General features: G+C 63.4%; 21 protein-coding genes. 13 read left to right on the top strand and 8 right to left on the bottom strand.

What is annotated here, in order from left to right:
- Positions 1-94: 94 nt before the first annotated feature.
- From Q9451_RS05655 to Q9451_RS05640, 4 genes are all read left to right on the top strand, one after another.
- Complete coding sequence (locus tag Q9451_RS05655) at positions 95-892, top strand: hydroxymethylpyrimidine/phosphomethylpyrimidine kinase (RefSeq protein WP_012274355.1); 798 nt, start codon at positions 95-97, stop codon at positions 890-892.
- A gap of 13 nt (positions 893-905) precedes the next feature.
- Positions 906-1529, top strand: coding sequence for a thiamine phosphate synthase (thiE, locus tag Q9451_RS05650; RefSeq protein WP_012274356.1), 624 nt, complete (start codon positions 906-908; stop codon positions 1527-1529).
- A 16-nt stretch (positions 1530-1545) separates the two neighbouring features.
- Positions 1546-2829 carry a glutamate-1-semialdehyde 2,1-aminomutase gene (hemL, locus tag Q9451_RS05645; protein ID WP_012274357.1) on the top strand — a complete coding sequence of 428 codons (1284 nt, stop codon included), beginning with the start codon at positions 1546-1548 and terminating at the stop codon, positions 2827-2829.
- 287 nt (positions 2830-3116) lie between these two features.
- Complete coding sequence (locus tag Q9451_RS05640; RefSeq protein WP_012274358.1) at positions 3117-3662, top strand: tetratricopeptide repeat protein; 546 nt, start codon at positions 3117-3119, stop codon at positions 3660-3662.
- 3 nt (positions 3663-3665) lie between these two features.
- On the opposite strand, the gene Q9451_RS05635 is transcribed toward Q9451_RS05640, so the two are convergent.
- Complete coding sequence (locus tag Q9451_RS05635) at positions 3666-3992, bottom strand: DUF1820 family protein (RefSeq protein WP_041166798.1); 327 nt, start codon at positions 3990-3992, stop codon at positions 3666-3668.
- Positions 3993-4180: 188 nt separating this feature from the next.
- Here Q9451_RS05635 and Q9451_RS05630 point away from each other — a divergent pair, with 188 nt between their 5' ends.
- The 4 genes from Q9451_RS05630 to lnt are packed head-to-tail and all read left to right on the top strand — an operon-like array spanning position 4181 to position 8036.
- Complete coding sequence (locus tag Q9451_RS05630) at positions 4181-5179, top strand: PhoH family protein (protein ID WP_012274360.1); 999 nt, start codon at positions 4181-4183, stop codon at positions 5177-5179.
- On the top strand, positions 5172-5645 hold the full coding sequence (ybeY, locus tag Q9451_RS05625; protein WP_012274361.1) for an rRNA maturation RNase YbeY: 474 nt from the start codon (positions 5172-5174) through the stop codon (positions 5643-5645). Before Q9451_RS05630 ends, ybeY begins: the two co-directional genes overlap by 8 nt.
- Before the next feature lie 25 nt (positions 5646-5670).
- Positions 5671-6510: an HlyC/CorC family transporter gene (locus tag Q9451_RS05620; protein ID WP_003249762.1), complete on the top strand. Its 840-nt coding sequence runs from the start codon at positions 5671-5673 to the stop codon at positions 6508-6510.
- A gap of 8 nt (positions 6511-6518) precedes the next feature.
- Positions 6519-8036 carry an apolipoprotein N-acyltransferase gene (lnt, locus tag Q9451_RS05615; RefSeq protein ID WP_012274362.1) on the top strand — a complete coding sequence of 506 codons (1518 nt, stop codon included), beginning with the start codon at positions 6519-6521 and terminating at the stop codon, positions 8034-8036.
- Positions 8037-8162: 126 nt separating this feature from the next.
- Here lnt and Q9451_RS05610 read toward each other — a convergent pair whose 3' ends face one another.
- Together Q9451_RS05610 and Q9451_RS05605 are read right to left on the bottom strand one after the other, a co-directional pair.
- A complete protein-coding gene (locus tag Q9451_RS05610; RefSeq protein WP_012274363.1) occupies positions 8163-8924 on the bottom strand; it encodes a YdcF family protein in 762 nt (253 codons plus the stop codon).
- A gap of 133 nt (positions 8925-9057) precedes the next feature.
- Positions 9058-9372, bottom strand: coding sequence for a hypothetical protein (locus Q9451_RS05605; RefSeq protein WP_012274364.1), 315 nt, complete (start codon positions 9370-9372; stop codon positions 9058-9060).
- 228 nt (positions 9373-9600) lie between these two features.
- Here Q9451_RS05605 and leuS point away from each other — a divergent pair, with 228 nt between their 5' ends.
- The 5 genes from leuS to Q9451_RS05580 all read left to right on the top strand — a co-directional run bounded on the left by leuS (position 9601) and on the right by Q9451_RS05580 (position 15601).
- Positions 9601-12207, top strand: coding sequence for a leucine--tRNA ligase (gene leuS / locus Q9451_RS05600; RefSeq protein ID WP_012274365.1), 2607 nt, complete (start codon positions 9601-9603; stop codon positions 12205-12207).
- A 61-nt stretch (positions 12208-12268) separates the two neighbouring features.
- Positions 12269-12874: an LPS assembly lipoprotein LptE gene (lptE, locus tag Q9451_RS05595; protein WP_012274366.1), complete on the top strand. Its 606-nt coding sequence runs from the start codon at positions 12269-12271 to the stop codon at positions 12872-12874.
- 39 nt (positions 12875-12913) lie between these two features.
- Positions 12914-13951 (top strand): DNA polymerase III subunit delta, encoded by a 1038-nt coding sequence (holA, locus tag Q9451_RS05590; RefSeq protein WP_041166601.1) that lies wholly within the window; start codon positions 12914-12916, stop codon positions 13949-13951.
- Positions 13952-14059: 108 nt separating this feature from the next.
- The gene (arfA, locus tag Q9451_RS05585; protein WP_012274368.1) at positions 14060-14224 is read left to right on the top strand and encodes an alternative ribosome rescue factor ArfA; all 165 of its coding nucleotides are present in this window, start codon (positions 14060-14062) and stop codon (positions 14222-14224) included.
- Positions 14225-14284: 60 nt separating this feature from the next.
- Positions 14285-15601 carry a lytic murein transglycosylase gene (locus tag Q9451_RS05580; protein ID WP_012274369.1) on the top strand — a complete coding sequence of 439 codons (1317 nt, stop codon included), beginning with the start codon at positions 14285-14287 and terminating at the stop codon, positions 15599-15601.
- 90 nt (positions 15602-15691) lie between these two features.
- Here the strand turns inward: Q9451_RS05580 and Q9451_RS05575 are convergent, their stop codons facing one another.
- The 5 genes from Q9451_RS05575 to Q9451_RS05555 form a co-directional block, all read right to left on the bottom strand.
- On the bottom strand, positions 15692-16630 hold the full coding sequence (locus Q9451_RS05575) for an LD-carboxypeptidase (RefSeq protein WP_012274370.1): 939 nt from the start codon (positions 16628-16630) through the stop codon (positions 15692-15694).
- Between the two features lie 87 nt (positions 16631-16717).
- Positions 16718-17734: a lipoyl synthase gene (gene lipA, locus Q9451_RS05570; protein WP_012274371.1), complete on the bottom strand. Its 1017-nt coding sequence runs from the start codon at positions 17732-17734 to the stop codon at positions 16718-16720.
- 2 nt (positions 17735-17736) lie between these two features.
- The gene (lipB, locus tag Q9451_RS05565) at positions 17737-18384 is read right to left on the bottom strand and encodes a lipoyl(octanoyl) transferase LipB (RefSeq protein ID WP_012274372.1); all 648 of its coding nucleotides are present in this window, start codon (positions 18382-18384) and stop codon (positions 17737-17739) included.
- Positions 18384-18659 (bottom strand): DUF493 domain-containing protein, encoded by a 276-nt coding sequence (locus tag Q9451_RS05560; RefSeq protein WP_003249736.1) that lies wholly within the window; start codon positions 18657-18659, stop codon positions 18384-18386. Before Q9451_RS05560 ends, lipB begins: the two co-directional genes overlap by 1 nt.
- A 73-nt stretch (positions 18660-18732) precedes the next feature.
- Positions 18733-19893 carry a D-alanyl-D-alanine carboxypeptidase family protein gene (locus Q9451_RS05555; protein ID WP_012274373.1) on the bottom strand — a complete coding sequence of 387 codons (1161 nt, stop codon included), beginning with the start codon at positions 19891-19893 and terminating at the stop codon, positions 18733-18735.
- Positions 19894-19920 lie beyond the last annotated feature (27 nt).

Here is a 19920-nt window from a genome sequence, read left to right as displayed (position 1 = left end):
AGAAGAAAAACAAAATCTAATCTGACCGTTCGATCAACAAATCTCGTTTGTCGGACGATCCGCCCAAACAGGTTTGGTGGTAAGCTCGCCGACCATGAATACCTACAGCTCCCGCCCCGTTGTCCTCTGTCTCTCCGGCCACGACCCCAGTGGCGGCGCCGGCTTGCAGGCAGATATCGAAGCCCTGATCGCCCAAGGCTGTCACGCTGCACCTGCAGTGACCGCCCTGACCGTGCAGGATACCGTCAACGTTTCCGACTTCCGCGTGCTCGACCGCGAGTGGGTGCTGGCCCAGGCCAACGCCGTGCTGGCCGACTCCACGGTGGCCGCCGTCAAGCTGGGCATGCTCGGCTCGATCGACATGGTCGACACCGTCGCCGAACTGCTGGCTGCCCACCCGCACCTGCCGCTGGTCTGCGACCCGGTGCTGCGGGCCGGTGGCGGTGGCCGCCTGGGCAAGGACGAAGTGGGTTATGCCCTGCGCGAACGCCTGCTGCCGCTGGCGACCATCGCCACGCCGAACCTGCCCGAAGCACGCATCCTCGCCGAGCTGCCTGAAGGCACCGCCGACGAATGCGCCGAAAAACTGTTGCCGTTCTGTAGACACCTGCTGATTACCGGCGGTCACGGCGACGAAGTCGAAATTCACAACCGCCTGTACACCCAGGACGGCCAGCAACACACCTGGACCTGCCAGCGCCTGCCAGGCAGCTACCACGGTTCGGGCTGCACGCTGGCCAGCGCCCTGGCGGGCCGCCTGGCCCTCGGCGAACAGCTGGAAAGCGCCGTGCGCAGCGCCCTGGACTATACCTGGCGCACCCTGCGTGATGCCGAGCAGTTGGGCAAAGGCCAGTTCGTGCCGCGCCGCCTGCCCCTGGACTTCTGCTCCTGATACGAGGCCTTCAATGAAGCTACGCGGTCTGTATGCCATCACCGACAGCCAGCTGCTCGCCGGCCGTTTCCTGTCCCATGTCGAGGCGGCCCTGGACGGCGGCGTGTGCCTGCTGCAGTACCGCGACAAAAGTGACGACGCGGCGCGCCGTCTGCGTGAAGCCGAAGGGCTTATGAAGCTCTGCGAGCGCTACGGCACCCAACTGCTGATCAACGACGACGCCGAACTGGCCGCACGCCTGGGCGTCGGCGTGCACCTGGGCCAGACGGACGGCCCGCTGACCCCGGCCCGCACCCTGCTCGGCCGCCAGGCGATCATCGGCTCCACCTGCCACGCCAGCCTCGAGCTGGCCGCCCAGGCCGCCAGCGAAGGCGCCAGCTACGTGGCCTTTGGCCGCTTCTTCAACTCCGTCACCAAGCCGGGCGCGCCCGCTGCCAACGTCGACCTGCTGGAGCAGGCCCGCGCCCAGGTGAAACTGCCGATCGCGGTGATCGGCGGCATCACCCTCGACAACGCCGCCCCGCTGGTCGCCCATGGCGCCGACCTGCTGGCGGTGATCCACGGCCTGTTCGGTGCCGACAGCGCGCAGGAAGTCACCCGCCGCGCCCGCGCCTTCAATGCCTTGTTCGCATCCTGATTTCGAGAGAACTTCCATGTCCCGTTCCGAAGACCTGTTCGCCAAAGCCCAGAAGCACATCCCCGGTGGCGTCAACTCGCCGGTCCGCGCTTTCAAGAGCGTTGGCGGCACGCCGCTGTTCTTCAAGCATGCCGAAGGCGCCTATGTCGTTGACGAGGACGACAAGCGCTACGTCGACTACGTTGGCTCCTGGGGCCCGATGATCCTCGGTCACGGCCACCCGGACGTGCTGGACTCGGTACGCAAGCAACTGGAGCACGGCCTGTCCTATGGCGCACCGACCGCCATGGAAACCGACATGGCCGACCTGGTCTGCTCGCTGGTGCCGTCCATGGAAATGGTGCGCATGGTCAGCTCGGGCACCGAAGCCACCATGAGCGCCATCCGCCTGGCCCGTGGCTACACCGGCCGTGACGCCATCATCAAGTTCGAAGGCTGCTACCACGGCCACTCCGACAGCCTGCTGGTAAAAGCCGGCTCCGGCTTGCTGACCCAAGGCGTGCCAAGCTCGGCAGGCGTGCCGGCGGACTTCGCCAAGCACACCCTGACCCTGCCGTTCAACGACATCGCCGCGGTCGAGAAGACACTGGCAGAAGTCAGCCAGACCGTGGCCTGCATCATCGTCGAGCCGGTGGCTGGCAACATGAACTGCGTCCCCCCGGCGCCGGGCTTCCTCGAAGGCCTGCGCGAGCAGTGCGACAAGCATGGCGTGGTGCTGATCTTCGACGAAGTGATGACCGGCTTCCGCGTCTCGCTCGGCGGTGCCCAGGGCCACTATGGCATCAAGCCGGACCTGTCCACCTTCGGCAAGATCGTCGGCGGCGGCATGCCGGTCGGCTGCTTCGGCGGCAAACGTGAAATCATGGGCTGCATCGCCCCGCTCGGCCCGGTCTACCAGGCGGGCACCCTGTCGGGCAACCCGCTGGCCATGGCCGCCGGCCTGACCACCCTGAAGCTGATCAGCCGCCCAGGCTTCCACGCCGAACTGACCGACTACACCAGCCGCATGCTCGACGGCCTGCAGCAGCGCGCCGATGCGGCTGGCGTACCATTCGTCACCACCCAGGCCGGCGCCATGTTCGGCCTTTACTTCAGCGGCGCTGACGACATTGTCACCTTCGAAGACGTGATGGCCAGCGATGCCGAACGCTTCAAGCGCTTCTTCCACCTGATGCTCGACGGTGGCGTGTACCTGGCGCCGAGCGCGTTCGAGGCGGGCTTCACCTCCATCGCCCATGGCGACAAGGAGCTGCAAATCACCCTGGATGCGGCTGAAAAGGCTTTTGCAGCGCTGAAATAAGCAGCTGCTCCCCTTTGTGGGTGCAGCCTTGTGTCGCGATTGGGCCGCAAAGCAGCCCCAGCGATTGATGCATTTTTGCTGAAAATTATGGGGCTGCTCCGCAGCCCTTTCGCGACACAAGGCCGCGCCCACAGCGGCTGGTAGAGGCAACAAAAGACCGCGCACAATCAGCTAACGCCCCAAACCAAGCAGAAATTCGAGTAAAACTTTGTAAGGTTGGCGCTGCTTATCCCATAATGTGCCACCAGAGACATTGGCCGCAGCTTTGCAGAGGTAAGTCGATCCCCATGAACCGCACCGGCCGCGCCCTGACCCTGGGCTGCCTGTTGCTTCTTCAGCCCCTGCTGGCCTTGGCGGAGGGCGGTAACTCGTTGCTGATTCCGGCGACGGGCCGCTGCACCTTGAACGTTCAGCCTGAAGACCTGGCAAACGCCCTCAAGGCCTGTGAGCAGACGGCAACCGCGGGGGATGCCCAGGCGCAGTTCGAACTGGGCGAGTACTACTACACGCAAACGCCAAAAAAACTCGACAAAGCCCTGGACTGGTTCCAGAAGGCTTCGCTGCAAGGCCAGGCTGATGCCCAGTATCGCCTGGGTGCCATGTTCTTCCATGGTGAAGGGGTCAAGGCCAACAACGTACAGGCCTACATTCTGCTGAAGATGGCCGCGGTCAATGGCGCCGAAGATGCGCTGGACATGGCCGACGAAGTGACCGAGCAAATGCCCCGCGACGAGCTGGAGCATGCCACCCAGGTGCTCGGCCAGATCTTCCGCAAATACCTGCTGGAACTGCAGAACGCCGAAGGCCGCACGCCGTTCTCGCCACTCCCCTGAGGGTTACTTTTCCGGCATCGGCATCGGGAACGGCATGACATTGCCGCCACCCTTGGCTTCGCTGATTTTCGCCGTACCCAGTCGCTCCACCTCATCGATGCGCACAATCGCATGCATCGGCACGAAACTGCGGATAACGCCCTCGAACTGGCTCTTGAGCTTCTCCTCGCTCGGGTCCACCACCAGTTGCGAGCGTTCGCCGAACACGAACTCCTCGATTTCCAGAAAACCCCATAGGTCGCTCTGGTAGATCTGCTTGGCGTACATCTCGAAGACCTGCCCCTGGTTGAGGAAGATCACTTTATAGATGGCAGGTTCGCGTTTGCTCATGTTCGACGGGATAACACATGCGTAAGAAAAGGCGGGCATCATAGCAGTGCCGGCCTGCTCGCGGGTAAACCCGCGACGAGGCCGGAACAGGCCGCACATACCGTTGAACGTTTCAGTGCTTTCGCCACTGCCATTCAAGGGTTATTCTTGAGTTCACATCCATCGCCGTCGAGCGGCTAAAAACGACCTTGAACGCACCCATAGAACCCCATCGTTTCATCCTCGAGCCCTTCGAGGCCAACCGTTTCGCCAACTTGTGCGGCCAGTTCGACGAGCACCTGCGCCTGATCGAACAGCGCCTGGCCATCGAAATCCGCAACCGCGGCAATCAGTTCGAACTGATCGGCGAACCCAGGACCACCTCCGCTGCCGAACAGCTGCTGCGCCGTCTCTACCGCGAGACCAAGGCCACCGACCTGTCGCCGGAAACCGTGCACCTGTACCTGCAGGAATCGGCTGTCGAGAACATCGACAACCCGGCCGTCAACGAGGTCAGCGTGTCGTTGCGCACGCGCAAGGGCAACATCCGCCCGCGCGGGCTCAACCAGCAGCGCTACGTGAAGGAAATCCTGGCCAACGACATCAACTTCGGCATCGGCCCGGCCGGTACCGGCAAGACCTACCTGGCCGTGGCCTGCGCCGTGGACGCGCTGGAGCGCGAACAGGTGCGCCGCATCCTGCTGGTGCGCCCGGCGGTCGAGGCGGGTGAAAAGCTCGGCTTCCTGCCCGGCGACCTGGCACAGAAGATCGACCCGTACCTGCGCCCACTGTACGACGCGCTGTACGAAATGCTCGGCTTCGAACACGTGGCCAAGCTGATCGAACGCCAGGTGATCGAGATCGCCCCGCTGGCCTACATGCGTGGCCGCACCCTGAACAACAGCTTCATCATCCTCGACGAAAGCCAGAACACCACGCTGGAACAGATGAAAATGTTCCTCACCCGCATCGGCTTCGGCTCCACGGCGGTGATCACCGGTGACATCACCCAGGTCGACCTGCCACGGGGCACCAAGTCGGGCCTGGCACACGTCATCGAGGTGCTCGAGGACGTTCCGGGTATCAGCTTCACCCACTTCCAACCCAAAGATGTGGTTCGTCACCCACTGGTGCAGCGCATCGTCGAGGCCTACGACCGCTTCGAAGGCCGCCAGAACAAGCCCGAGGCGCCCGGCAAAGATGCTTGAACTTGATATCCAACGGGCCACGGATGCCGCCGCCCCGGATGACGCCGCCTTCCGCCGCTGGTGCGAACTGGCCCTGCGCCAGCGCACCGCCGACTCTGAAATGACCATTCGCCTGGTCGACGAAGCCGAAGGCCGCGAACTGAACCACACCTACCGGCACAAAGACTACGCGACCAACGTGCTGTCGTTCCCGGCCGATGTGCCCGATGACCTGCTCGATATCCCGCTACTGGGCGACCTGGTGATCTGCGTGGCGGTGGTCGAGCGCGAAGCGGCCGAACAGGGCAAATCGCTGGAAGCGCACTGGGCACACCTGGTCATGCACGGTTGCCTGCACCTGCTCGGCTACGACCACATCGAGGATGAGGAAGCCGAGGAAATGGAAGGCCTGGAACGGGAATTGCTGGCAGAACTGGGTCACCCCGACCCGTACGCCGACGATGAAACCGACACAATCACACACTGATACACGAAGGATCACGAGAACCGCCATGAGCGAAGATCGATCGAGCAACGGGCAGAAGTCCTGGTTGGGTAAACTGACCCAGGCTTTTGCCCATGAGCCGAAAAACCGCCAGGAGCTGCTTGAGCTGCTGCGCGAAGCCCATCAGAACAAACTGCTGGACAGCGAAGCACTGACCATCGTCGAAGGCGCCATCCAGGTCGCCGACCTGCAGGTGCGCGACATCATGGTGCCGCGCTCGCAGATGAACAGCATCAAGGCAGGTCAGTCGCCACGCGAGTTCCTGCCGGCGGTGATCGACGCCGCGCACTCGCGCTACCCGGTCATCGGCGAAAGCCATGACGATGTGCTCGGGATCCTGCTCGCCAAAGACCTGCTGCCGTTGATCCTCAAGGAGAACGGCGACAGCTTCAACATCAAGGACCTGCTGCGCCCGGCCACCTTCGTGCCCGAGTCCAAGCGCCTGAACGTGTTGCTGCGCGAGTTCCGCGCCAACCATAACCACATGGCCATCGTCATCGACGAATATGGCGGTGTAGCGGGCCTGGTCACCATCGAGGACGTGCTTGAGCAGATCGTCGGCGACATCGAGGACGAGCACGACGTCGAGGAAGACAGCTACATCAAGCCGCTGCCCAGCGGTGATTTCCTGGTCAAGGCGCTTACCCCGATCGAGAACTTCAACGAGTTCTTCGACAGCGAGTTCTCCGATGACGAGTTCGACACGGTCGGCGGCCTGGTGATGAGCGCCTTTGGCCACCTGCCCAAGCGCAACGAAACCACCGAGATCGGGTCTTACAAGTTCCGTATTCTCAACGCCGACAGCCGGCGGATACACTTGCTGCGCCTGACCCCGATCACCCGTTAAGGACAAACATGCGTTGGATCACCCGCCCCGGCTGGCCCGGTAACCTGCTGGCCCTGGCGGCCGGTGCTTCCACCCTACTGGCCTTGGCGCCGTTCGACATCTGGCCGCTGGCCGTGCTGTCCATCGCCATGCTCTACCTCGGCTTGCGCGAGCTCAGCCCGCGCCAGGCCATGTGGCGTGGCTGGTGGTTCGGTTTTGGCCTGTATGGCGCTGGCACCTGGTGGATCTACGTCAGCATGAACACCTATGGCGGCGCCTCGCCGCTGTTGGCCATTCTGCTGCTGTTGGCGTTTTTCGCCGCCCTGGCGTGGTTCTTTGCCCTGCCCACCTGGTTATGGGCGCGCTGGCTACGGCGCAACGAAGCGCCACTGGCCGACGCCCTGTGCTTCGCCGCCCTGTGGCTGCTGCAAGAGGCCTTCCGCGGCTGGTTCCTGACCGGCTTCCCTTGGCTCTACGCCGGCTACAGCCAGCTGGACGGCCCACTGGCCGGCCTGGCACCGCTGGGCGGCGTGTGGCTCATATCCTTCACCCTGGCCCTCACCGCTGCCCTGCTGTGCAACCTGCACCGCCTGCGCGCCCGTCCCTCGTTCCTGGCGGTGGCCACTGTACTGCTACTGGCCCCTTGGGTGCTGGGCCTGGCGCTCAAGGGCCATGCCTGGACCAAGCCGGCTGGCGACCCGCTGAAAGTGGCGGCAATCCAGGGCAACGTGGAGCAGGACCTGAAATGGGACCCGGCACACATCGACGCGCAACTGGCGCTGTACCGCGACCTGAGCTTCAGTTCCAAGCCGGTGGACCTGCTTGTCTGGCCGGAAACTGCGGTGCCGGTACTCAAGGACCAGGCGCAAGGCTACATCGACGTAATGGGCCGCTTCGCCGCCGAGCGGCATTCGGCGCTGATCACCGGCGTACCAGTGCGTGAAGAAGTGCACCACCAGCGCCGCTACTACAACGGCATCACTGCCACTGGCGAAGGTGACGGCACCTACCTCAAGCAAAAGCTGGTGCCGTTTGGCGAATATGTACCGCTGCAAGACCTGCTGCGTGGCGCCATCGAGTTCTTCAACCTGCCCATGTCGGACTTTGCCCGCGGGCCGGAGGACCAGCCGCTGCTGCAGGCCAAGGGTTACCAGATTGCGCCGTACATCTGTTACGAGGTGGTCTACCCCGAGTTCGCCGCCGGCCTGGCCGCGCGCAGCGACCTGCTGCTGACCATCAGCAACGACACCTGGTTCGGTAAATCGATCGGCCCCTTGCAGCACCTGCAAATGGCACAAATGCGTGCGCTGGAAGCCGGCCGCTGGATGATCCGCGCCACCAACAACGGCGTGACTGCGCTGATCGACCCATTTGGCCGCATTACCACGCAGATTCCGCAGTTCCAGCAAGCCGTGCTGTATGGCGAAGTGGTGCCGATGCAGCAACTGACGCCTTACCTGCAATGGCGTTCGTGGCCGCTGGCGATTGTCTGTGCGCTGCTGCTGGGTTGGGCGTTGCTGGCAGGCCGCATAGCCAAGACTGTTTAAGTTCTCCTGCACTGGCCTCTTCGCGGGTAAACCCGCTCCCACAGGTACACCACCGCCCGAGAAACCCGTGCGGCTTCTGTGGGAGCGGGTTTACCCGCGAAAAGGCCGGTACAGGCGACAGAAGGCTCAATAGAACACCCGATACCCCACCAACCCCACCACTTCATTGAACAACTGCCCGCTTTGCCACATCGCCCGGCTCTCGGGCAACAAGCCCGCAAACGGCCGCGCATGATCGCGCCCCAGGAACCCCACCGGCGCCGGCACCACCTCGAACCCCGCCTGTTCAAAGCTCCAGCGCGAGCGTTGCATGTGCCAGGCCTGGGTTACCAGCACCACCCGGCGAATCCCCAACGGCTGCAGCACCTTGGCCGTCAGCTGGGCATTTTCCCAGGTCGTGCGGCTGGCCTCTTCGCGCCACTTCACCGCGACAGCGAAGTCTTCCTGCAGGCGATCAGCCATCAGCCGAGCCTCACTGGGCGGCGTGCCGTAATGCAGCCCGCCACTGGTCAACACTGGCAGGCCCGAGGCCTTGGCCAATCGCGCAGCAAAGCGCATGCGCTCAAGTGCCGTGGCGGTGGGCTGGTCACTGCCGCCCCAAGCCGGGTCACCGCGTTCGCGCCCCGCGCCCAGCACCACAATGGCATCGGCCCGGCTCGCCAGGCCTGCCCAGTCGTCCACCACCAGTGGCGGCTCGGTTTCCAGTTGCCGAGCCGTTTCCTGCACCACCAGCGGCAGGCTCATCAACCATAGGCCACCCAACCCCACGGCAAAGCACAGCACCGCCAGCCGTGGCCGCCGCGTACGCAGCCACCAAGCCGCAAGCAGCAGCAGGAACAAGACGCCCGGAGGCATCAGCCATTGTTTGATGAAAAATCGGATCGGCATCGGCCACACCTCCTTGGCAGGCGTGCAGCCTAGAAGGATCGACGCCGGTCAACAAGTGCGCTCCGGCGTCGATCTGAGTTGTGTGATATTGAAGAACCGGCGCGCGATGGCCTGCGCCTGGCGTCCTGAACGGCTAGCGATGTGGCAGCGTCCTGGATCTCGCCGTACTGGCGGGGCGTTTCTTGTCCTTGAGCCAAATGATCTTGGCCGATGTCGGCTCCGCTTGTGGGTAACTGCCAACAGAGGCATTGTGGCGCTCCGGGAGGGATTCCAGGTAGGCCCTGATCACTTCGAACTCTGCGTGGCTCAGGCCACGCAACTCCAGCTCGGCTGGCATCTCGTCGCGCAATCGTACCGAGGTCCTGGCCACTTCCAGTGCCAGGCCAAGCCGGTCGATCAGGCGTTCGTAAAGCTCCGGTTTCATTGCGGGTAGCTGCGTCTCTCCCATCCGTTCACCTCATTGAAGATAAAGAATATCTCCCCCCACACCTGAGCTTAGCGGCGCTATGAAAAGCAGCCGGACGCCGCGACCAGCGGGCATTCGCAACGAAGGTTTCCCACGATGCACAGCGCTGCTGTATGCTACGGCGTTCACTCTAAACGACACCGGAGTGCCGGACGCAGCGAGGTTCCGCTGCCTGGAACAAGGTCTCTTCTCTCTCAGCCAAAAGTAGCCATGCACGAACAATACACGCCCCGTGATATCGAAGCCGCCGCCCAGAAGTTCTGGGACGAGCAACAATCGTTCGCTGTTACCGAACAGCCAGGCAAAGACACTTACTATTGCCTATCGATGTTCCCGTACCCGAGCGGCAAGCTACACATGGGCCACGTGCGCAACTACACCATCGGTGACGTGATTGCCCGCTACCAGCGCATGCTGGGCAAGAACGTCCTGCAGCCGATGGGCTGGGACGCTTTCGGCATGCCCGCGGAAAACGCGGCGATGAAAAACAACGTCGCCCCGGCCAAGTGGACGTACGAAAACATCGACTACATGAAGACCCAGCTCAAGAGCCTGGGCCTGGCCATCGACTGGGCACGTGAAGTCACCACCTGCAAACCCGACTACTACCGTTGGGAGCAGTGGCTGTTCACCCGCCTGTTCGAGAAAGGCATCATCTACCGCAAGAACGGCACCGTGAACTGGGACCCGGCGGACCAGACCGTACTGGCCAACGAACAGGTCATCGACGGCCGTGGCTGGCGTTCGGGCGCGCTGATCGAAAAGCGCGAAATCCCGATGTACTACTTCCGCATCACCGACTACGCCGACGAGCTGCTGGAAAGCCTCGACGAGCTGCCGGGCTGGCCTGAACAGGTCAAGACCATGCAGCGCAACTGGATCGGCAAGTCGCGCGGCATGGAAGTCCAGTTCCCGTACGACCAGGCCAGCATTGGCCATGAAGGTACGCTGAAGGTCTTCACCACCCGTCCCGACACGCTGATGGGCGCCACCTACGTCGCCGTCGCCGCTGAGCACCCGTTGGCCACCCAAGCCGCCCAGGGCAACCCGGCGCTGCAGGCGTTCATCGACGAATGCAAGAGCGGCAGCGTTGCCGAAGCCGACATGGCCACCCAGGAGAAGAAGGGCATGGCCACTTCCCTGCTGGTCGAGCACCCGCTGACTGGCGAGAAGCTGCCGGTATGGGTCGCCAACTACGTGCTGATGCACTACGGCGATGGCGCGGTCATGGCCGTGCCAGCCCACGACGAGCGCGACTTCGAGTTCGCCCACAAGTACAACCTGCCGGTCAAGGCCGTGGTGCGCACCAGCGCTGGCGATGAAGTCGGCAGCGAGTGGCAGGCCGCCTATGGCGAGCACGGCCAACTGATCAATTCCGCCGAGTTCGACGGCCTGGACTTCGCTGGCGCCTTCGACGCCATCGAAGCAGCCCTGATCCGCAAGGAACTGGGCAAATCGCGTACCCAGTTCCGCCTGCGCGACTGGGGTATCAGCCGTCAGCGCTACTGGGGCTGCCCGATCCCGATCATCCACTGCCCGTCCTGCGGCGACGTACCGGTGCCGGAAGACCAGCTGCCGGTCACCCTGCCGGAGAACGTGGTGCCGGACGGCGCCGGCTCGCCACTGGCGCGCATGCCTGAATTTTACGAATGCACCTGCCCGAAATGCGGCACCGCGGCCAAGCGCGAAACCGACACCATGGACACCTTCGTCGAGTCGTCCTGGTACTTCGCCCGCTACGCCTCGCCAAACTACGACAAAGGCCTGGTCGACCCGAAAGCCGCCAACCATTGGCTGCCGGTGGATCAGTACATCGGTGGCATCGAGCACGCGATCCTGCACCTGCTGTACGCGCGCTTCTTCCACAAGCTGATGCGTGACGAAGGCCTGGTGACCTCGAACGAGCCGTTCAAGAACCTGCTGACCCAGGGCATGGTGGTCGCCGAGACCTACTACCGTGTGGCCAGCAACGGCGGCAAGGACTGGTTCAACCCGGCCGATGTCGAAATCGAGCGCGATGCCAAGGCCAAGATCATTGGCGCACGCCTGAAGACCGACGGCCTGCCGGTGGAAATCGGTGGCACCGAAAAGATGTCGAAGTCGAAGAACAACGGCGTCGACCCGCAGTCCATGATCGAAGCCTACGGCGCCGACACCTGCCGCCTGTTCATGATGTTCGCCTCGCCGCCCGACATGAGCCTGGAGTGGTCCGACTCCGGCGTCGAAGGCGCCAGCCGCTTCCTGCGCCGTGTCTGGCGCCTGGCTCAGGCTCACGTCAGCCAGGGCCTGCCAGGCAAGCTGGATGTTGCCACTCTGGACGACGCGCAAAAGGTCATCCGCCGCGCCATTCACGCTGCCATCAAGCAGGCCAGCACCGACGTGGGCCAGTTCCACAAGTTCAACACCGCCATCGCCCAGGTGATGACCGTGATGAACGTGCTGGAAAAGGCCCCGCAAGCCACCGAACAGGACCGCGCCCTGCTGCAGGAAGGCCTGGAAGCCGTCACCTTGCTGCTGGCGCCGATCACCCCGCACATCTCCCACGAGCTGTGGCAGCAACTGGGCCACGCAGGGTCGGTGATCGATGCCGCCTGGCCGAGTGTCGACGAACAAGCGCTGGTGCAGGACACCATTACCCTGGTGGTTCAGGTCAACGGTAAACTGCGCGGCCAGGTCGAAATGCCTGCCGCTGCCAGCCGCGAAGAAGTCGAGGCCGCTGCCCGCGGCAACGAGAATGTCCTGCGCTTCATTGATGGTCTGACCATCCGCAAGGTCATCGTGGTACCGGGCAAGCTGGTCAACATCGTCGCCAACTGATGAAAACGCCCACCCGCATTGGCTGCGGGTGGGCGGAACAGGCCCACAAGGGAGCAACAACATGATCAAACGCAATTTGCTGGTAATCGGCCTGGCGGTCATGCTGAGCGCCTGCGGTTTCCAGCTGCGCGGCACCGGCTCCACCGAGCTGAGCGTGAAGGAAATGGACGTCAGCGCACGCAATGCCTACGGCCCGACCGTGGTTCAACTGCGTGAAGTACTGGAACGTAGCGGCGTCAACGTGCACGCAGGTGCACCGTATCGCCTGGTGCTGACCAACGAACAGGAGCGTGAGCGCTCGGCCACTTACAACAGTGGCAACCGTACCGCCGAGTACGAGCTGACCACAGAGCTGAACTACAGCATCCAGGGCCTGAATAACCTGGAGCTGATGAGCGACAAGCTGGAAGTGCGCAAGATCTACGTGCGTGACGGCTCGAACATCACCGGTTCCGAGCAGGAAGCCAACCGCGCCCGTGAAGAAATGCGCCGCGACCTGGTCAACGGCATGGTCGTGCGTTTGCAAATGCTGACCCCGTCCCAGCTGGACGAGCTGCAGCGTAAAGCCGACGAGCGCGCCAAAGCCGAAGCTGCCGCGTTGGAGGCTGCCCGCCGCCAGCAAGCCGAAACACCTCAGCAATCGCCACTGGAAGTACCGGGCAACTAAGCCCGTGCGGGGCGCCCTCGGGTGCCCCGCCTGTTCCCCATGAAGCTCGCCCCCGCCCAACTCAACAAGCACCTGCAAGGCGCCCTGGCACCGGTCTACGTGGTCAGCGGCGACGACCCGCTGCTGTGCCAGGAAGCCGCCGACGCCATCCGCAATGCCGCGCGGCAGCAAGGTTTCGACGAACGCCAGGTATTCAGTGCCGACGCCAACTTCGACTGGGGCACGCTGCTCCAGGCTGGCGCCAGCCTCTCGCTGTTCGCCCAACGCCGCCTGCTGGAACTGCGCCTGCCCTCGGGCAAGCCCGGTGACAAGGGCGCCGCCGCGCTGATGGAGTACTGCGCCAACCCTGCCGAAGACACCCTGCTGCTGATCAGCCTGCCCAAGCTCGACGGCAGTGCGCAGAAGACCAAGTGGGGCAAGGCATTGATCGAAGGCGCCCACTGCCAGTTCATCCAGATCTGGCCGGTGGATGTGCACCAGTTGCCGCAGTGGATCAACCAGCGCCTGCAACAGGCCGGTTTATCAGCACAGCGTGACGCCGTCGACCTGATTGCCGCCCGTGTGGAAGGCAACCTGCTGGCAGCCGCGCAGGAAATCGAAAAGCTCAAATTGCTGGCCGAAGGCAGCCAGATCACCGTGGAAACCGTGCAGGCCGCCGTGGCCGACAGTGCCCGCTTCGATGTTTTCGGCCTGGTCGATGCCATTCTCAACGGCGAAGCTGCACATGCGCTGCGCATGCTCGAAGGCTTGCGCGGTGAGGGTGTGGAGCCGCCAGTCATCCTCTGGGCCCTGGCCCGCGAGCTGCGTCAGCTGGCTGGGTTGGCCCAACAGTTCAGCCAGGGCGTGCCGCTGGACAAAGCCTTCAGCCAGGCCCGCCCGCCTGTCTGGGACAAACGCAGGCCGCTGGTCAGCAAGGCCCTGCAGCGCCTCTCGGCGCAGCGCTGGGCGCAGTTGCTGCAGGACGCCCAGCGCATCGATGCGCAAATCAAGGGCCAGGCCGAGGGATCGCCCTGGACGGGCCTGGCGCGGCTATCACTGTTGATGGCTGGGCAGCGCCTGACCCTCCCCCCTGAGTAATGGGGCTGCTTTGCAGCCCTTTCGCGGCCATAAACACAATCAATTGGCCCCACCCCGCACCACGCCCTACAGTGCGCCCCGAAACCCACCCAACCGGGGAACCCCGCCATGAGCAAAAAGCCGAAAAAACACGGCCCCAACAAGGCCAAGTCGATCATCGCCCAGCCCCTGTTCCGCTGTCGCCAGGAACAACCCGACAAGGGCAAAGGCAGCTACCGCCGCGAAGCCTTCCAATCGAGAGATTGGGAGGCTTCCTACTTTTTGGCGGCATGAAAGCATCGCAAGCGCAGGCATGGTATGGTCGTCACCTGACCTGCAATTCTGGATCTGTGCATGCTCTTCCGTCTTCTCCCCCGTTGGGAAACCCGCCAGCTGATCGCGGCCTCCAGCTTCATCCTGCTTGTGGCCTGCGCGGAAAAACCCACCGCCGCCGACGCACTGCCGCTGGCCCCTGCCCAACCCGCTCCAGTGGTGACTGTGCCCGGCACAACGCCTGACGTCAGCACTGAAATCCAGCCTCTGCAAACCTTCGCCCAGTGGCAGGCAGGCTTCCGCCAGCAAGCCCTGCAAGCCGGCATCTCGCCGAGCACCTTCGACCGAGCCTTCCTCGGCGTCACCCCCGATATGGACGTGATCAAGGCCGACCGCAGCCAGCCGGAGTTCACCCGCCCGGTATGGGAATACCTCGAAGGCGCCCTATCGCCCCTGCGCGTGCGCAACGGCAAGAAGCTGCTGGAGCAGAACGCCGAACTGCTGACCCGCCTCGAACAACGCTATGGCGTCGACCGCCAGGTGCTGGTCGCGGTGTGGGGCATGGAAAGCAACTTTGGCCAGTTCCAGGGCAACAAGTCGGTGATCCGCTCGCTGGCCACCCTGGCCTATGAGGGCCGCCGCCCGCAGTTCGCCCAGGACCAGCTCATCGCCGCGCTACAGATCATTCAGCATGGCGACATCCAGCCCGAGGCCATGCGCGGTTCGTGGGCCGGCGCCATGGGCCAGACCCAGTTCATCCCGACCACCTACAACACCCATGCCGTGGACTTCGACGGTGATGGCCGCCGCGACATCTGGAACAGCACACCGGACGCCCTGGCCTCGACCGCGCATTACCTGCAAAGCTCGGGCTGGAAGCGTGGTCAGCCGTGGGGCTTCGAGGTACAGGTGCCGGCTGGTTTCGACTTCTGGCAGGCTGATGGCGCGCTGCGCAAACCGGTGAGCGAATGGCTGGCGATGGGCGTGAAACTGCCAGCAGGCACCCAGCTGCCGGCCGGTAGCAACCAGCTGTCTGCCGCCCTGCTGCTGCCGGCTGGCGCGCGCGGGCCGGCGTTCCTGGTACTGGACAACTTCCGCGCCATTCTCAAGTACAACAACTCGTCGTCCTACGCGCTGGCAGTGAGCCTGTTGGGTGACCGCTTTAGCGGCTGGGGCTTCATTGCCGGCGCTTGGCCGAAGGAAGACTTGCCGCTCAGCCGCAGCGAGCGCATGGAGTTGCAGAACCTGCTGAACAGCCGTGGGCATGATGCGGGCAATGCCGATGGCATTATCGGCGCCAACACCCGCAAGGCAATCCGTAATGCCCAGCAGGGGCTGGGGTGGCCGGCGGATGGATACCCGACCCACAAGCTGCTCGAGAGCTTGCGCCAGCAGTGAGATTGCCCGGGCCGCTCCCACAGGAGGATCGCATCGCTCTGGTGGGAGCGACCTTGTGTCGCGATGGGCTGCAACGCAGCCCCGGCAATCTCAAGCCTTGTACAAGTCCTGCTCCAGCACCAAGCTCTGCCGATCACTGTCCAGCCTGACCCGAGCCCCCAGCGGCAAACATACATTCGGGTCGCAATGCCCACTGCGCCACCCCGCCAGCACCGGCACACCCAGCGGCGCGAAAGTGTCCTCCAGCAACGGCGCCAACGCCGCCGTGGTAATCCCGGCAAAGTCCCCCACCAGCACACCTTTCACCCCTTCCAGCTTGCCTGCCAGACGCAACTGGGTCAGCAACCGGTCCACCCGGTACAACGGCTCGTTGACGTCCTCGATGAACAGGATGCACCCCTGGGTATCCAGTTCGGCAAGGGTCCCCATGGTCGCACCCAACATAGACAGGTTGCCGCCCAGCAGCGGCCCGCTGGCCGCTCCCGGCAACACACTGCTCAAGGCATAGTCCGCCGGGTGCGCGATCTGCTCGCCTGCCCGCACATGCCCGCCCAATTGCGCCAGCAACGACGACTCGGTCGGTGGCAACTTCGCCCCCAACAGGTCGGCATTGAGCATCCCCCCATGGAAGGTAACCAGCCCGGCATGCCGGTAGATCGCCGTGTGCAACGCAGTGATGTCGCTGTAACCGATCAACGGCTTAGGGTTGCGCCGAACCAGCTCGAAGTCGAGCTGGTCGAGCAAGCGCATGCTGCCGTAGCCCCCACGCATGCACAGGATGGCGTCGATGGACGGGTCGGCAAAGGCATCGTGCAGGTCCTGCAGGCGCTGTTGGTCCGGCCCGGCCAGGTAACCCTGGGCTTGCAGGGCACCTGGGTAGATACGACAACGGTAGCCACGGTCAGCGAACCACTGGCTGACCTTGTGCGTATCCAGACGCGCCGCGCCCGCCGGGGCGACAATGGCAAAGCAGGCGTTGGCCGGCAGTGCGGCTGGCAGGCTGGGTTGAAAGGTTTCGGCGCAATTCATCGCGGCTCCTTGCAGCGCGTGTGGCACAAACAAAAATGCCGATGCCGCCTTACGGCGTGCATCGGCATAGGTCGCTCTGCGCTAGGCTCAGAGCTTGATCTTGGCTTCGTGAGCCTGTTGGTCGGCGTGGTACGAAGAGCGCACCAGCGGGCCGGAGGCAACGTTCTTGAAGCCCATCTTGTAACCTTCTTCGGCGAACCAGGCGAAGGTGTCCGGGTGCACGAAACGTTGTACCGGCAGGTGGCTGCGCGATGGCTGCAGGTACTGGCCGAGGGTGAGCATGTCGATTTCATGCTCACGCATGCGGTGCATTACCTCGATCACTTCTTCGTCGGTCTCGCCCAGGCCGAGCATCAAGCCCGACTTGGTCGGTACGTGCGGCACCATCTGCTTGAACTTCTGCAGCAGGTCCAGCGACCAGTCGTAGTCCGAGCCTGGGCGTGCGGCCTTGTACAGGCGCGGTACGGTTTCGAGGTTGTGGTTGAACACATCTGGCGGCTCTTGCGCGGTGATCTCCAACGCAACGTCCATGCGGCCACGGTAGTCCGGCACCAGGGTTTCCAGTTGCACACCCGGCGACAATGCGCGGATTTCGCGGATGCAGTCGGCAAAGTGCTGGGCACCGCCGTCACGCAGGTCGTCGCGGTCCACCGAGGTGATCACCACATACTTCAGGCGCAGGTCGGCAATCGCGACAGCCAGGTTTTTCGGCTCGTCCAGGTCCAGCGGTTTCGGCCGGCCGTGGCCAACGTCGCAGAACGGGCAACGACGGGTGCAGATGTCACCCATGATCATGAAGGTAGCGGTACCACCGGAGAAGCACTCGCCCAGGTTCGGGCAGGAGGCCTCTTCGCACACGCTGTGCAGCTTATGCTTGCGCAGCAGTTGCTTGATGCGGTCTACCTCGGGCGACACCGGGATCCGCACGCGGATCCAGTCAGGCTTTTTCGGCAACTCGTCGGTAGGGATGATTTTTACCGGGATGCGCGCCACCTTGTCGGCGCCACGCAGCTTGACCCCAGCTTCCACCTTCTTTGGCGCTGGGCGCGGGGTGGCATCCTGGGTAGGTATCAGGTTCGGCACGGCTTCTTGCACAGTTGTCATATTCAGTCGATTCCGCCCGTGAGGGTCGTCTGCTCAGCGTAGTCGAGGTGCTTGACCAGCTGTCCGCGCAGCCTTGTCCTGACCTCGTCGAGTTCGATCGGGCCTGCCAGATCGCGCAGCTGGGTCATGGCCAGCCCCGCATAGCCGCAGGGGTTGATTCGGCGGAATGGCGCAAGGTCCATGTCCACGTTCAGGGCAAGGCCGTGGAACGAACGGCCGTTGCGGATTCGCAGGCCGAGGGAGGCGATTTTCGCTCCATCGACATAGACGCCCGGAGCATCGGGCTTGGCCGATGCCTGCACGTCGTAACTGGCGAGCAGGCCGATCAAGGCCTGTTCGATACGGCTGACCAGCTCACGCACGCCAAAGCCCAGCCGGCGCACGTCCAGCAGCAGGTAGGCCACCTGCTGACCGGGGCCATGATAGGTCACCTGGCCACCGCGGTCAGTCTGCACCACCGGGATGTCGCCCGGCACCAGCAGGTGCTCGGCCTTGCCAGCCTGGCCCTGGGTGAAGACCGCGGGGTGCTCGACCAGCCAGATTTCATCCTGGCTGTCCGGGCTGCGCTGCTCGGTAAAACGGCGCATGGCCTCCAGCACCGGTTCATAGGGCTGCAGGCCAAGCTCGCGAAAACCGAGGCAAGCGGACATCAGAGCACCATTTTCACGATGCCGGTAGCGCGCAGGGCGCTGTTGATATCGTGCAGCTGGTTCTCGCTTTCGGCAACGATGTGCAATTGCACGGTGGTGTACTTGCCTTCCTTGCTCTGGCGTTCGGCCAGGGTGGAAAGGTCGACTTTGGCGTGCTTGCTGAGAATCTCGATGACCGTGTCCTTGAAACCGACAACGGTATCGCCGATTACCTTGATCGGGTAATCGTCGCAAGGGAATTCGATCTTATGCGACTTGACGTCTGGTTCGCTCATGGCGGAAACGGCCTCGTAAGCCGTGGCAACAACAACGCCCCCGCGAGATACGCGGGGGCATGCAGGTCACGTATCAGTTGAACAACCCGTAGAAGAATAGACGGATGCTATCCCACATACGGCGGAAGAAACCACCTTCCTCGACGCCATCGAGGGCGATCAGGTCGGCGCTGTGAACCACTTTCTCGTCCAGTTTGACTTCCACTTTGCCGATCACGTCACCTTTGGCGATCGGTGCGGTGAGCTGCGGGTTCATGGTCATCGAAGCCTGCAGGCGCTTCAATTGGCCTTTAGGCATAGTCATGGTGAGGTCGTCAGCCAGGCCAGCCTTGATCTGGCCGGTGGCGCCCTTCCAGACCGGAGCCTGGGTCAGCTCGGTGCCCTTCTGGTAGAAGGTCTGGGTTTCGAAGAAGCGGAAGCCATAGGTCAGCAGCTTTTGGGTCTCGGCAGCACGCGACTGCTCGCTGTTGGTGCCGAACACCACGGCGATCAGGCGCTGGCCGTCACGAACGGCCGAAGCCACCATGCAGTAGCCGGCTTCGTCGGTGTGGCCGGTTTTCAGGCCATCGACGGTCTTGTCACGCCACAGCAGCAGGTTGCGGTTGGGCTGCTTGATGTTGTTCCAGAAGAACTCTTTCTGCGAGTAGATCGCGTAGTGAGCCGGGTCGACGGTGATGATCGCGCGGGCCAGGGTCGCCATGTCGTGCGCCGACGAGTAGTGCTCCGGGTTCGGCAGGCCAGTCGGGTTCATGAAGTGGCTGTTGGTCATGCCCAGGTCGGCAGCCGTCTTGTTCATCATGTCGGCAAACGCATCTTCGCTGCCGGCGATGTGCTCGGACAAGGCGACCGAGGCGTCGTTACCGGACTGAATGATGATGCCGTGCAGCAGGTCGCTGACAGTCACCTGGCTGCCAACCTTGATGAACATGCGTGAACCGCCGGTACGCCAGGCGTTTTCGCTGACGGTAACCGGGTCGTTCTCACCGATTTGGCCACGGCGGATGTCCAGGGTGGCGATGTAGGCGGTCATCAGCTTGGTCAGGCTGGCTGGCGGCAGGCGCTCGTCACCGTTGTTCTCGACCAGCACGTTGCCGCTGGACGCGTCCATGAGTACGTAGGACTTGGCTGCCAGTTGTGGTGGCGCCGGCGTCATCTGCTCTGCCGCGAAGGCGGCAGGCGTGATCATCAGCAGTACAGGCAGGCAAAGTCGTTTGGCAAGGTTGGTGATGTTCATCCGTCTCTCGAAAATCGCTAATGGTCT

The sequence above is a fragment of the Pseudomonas sp. NY8896 genome (assembly GCF_039634505.1).
Note: the sequence above shows the minus strand (reverse complement) of the source record. Positions and strands in the feature narration are given on the sequence as shown.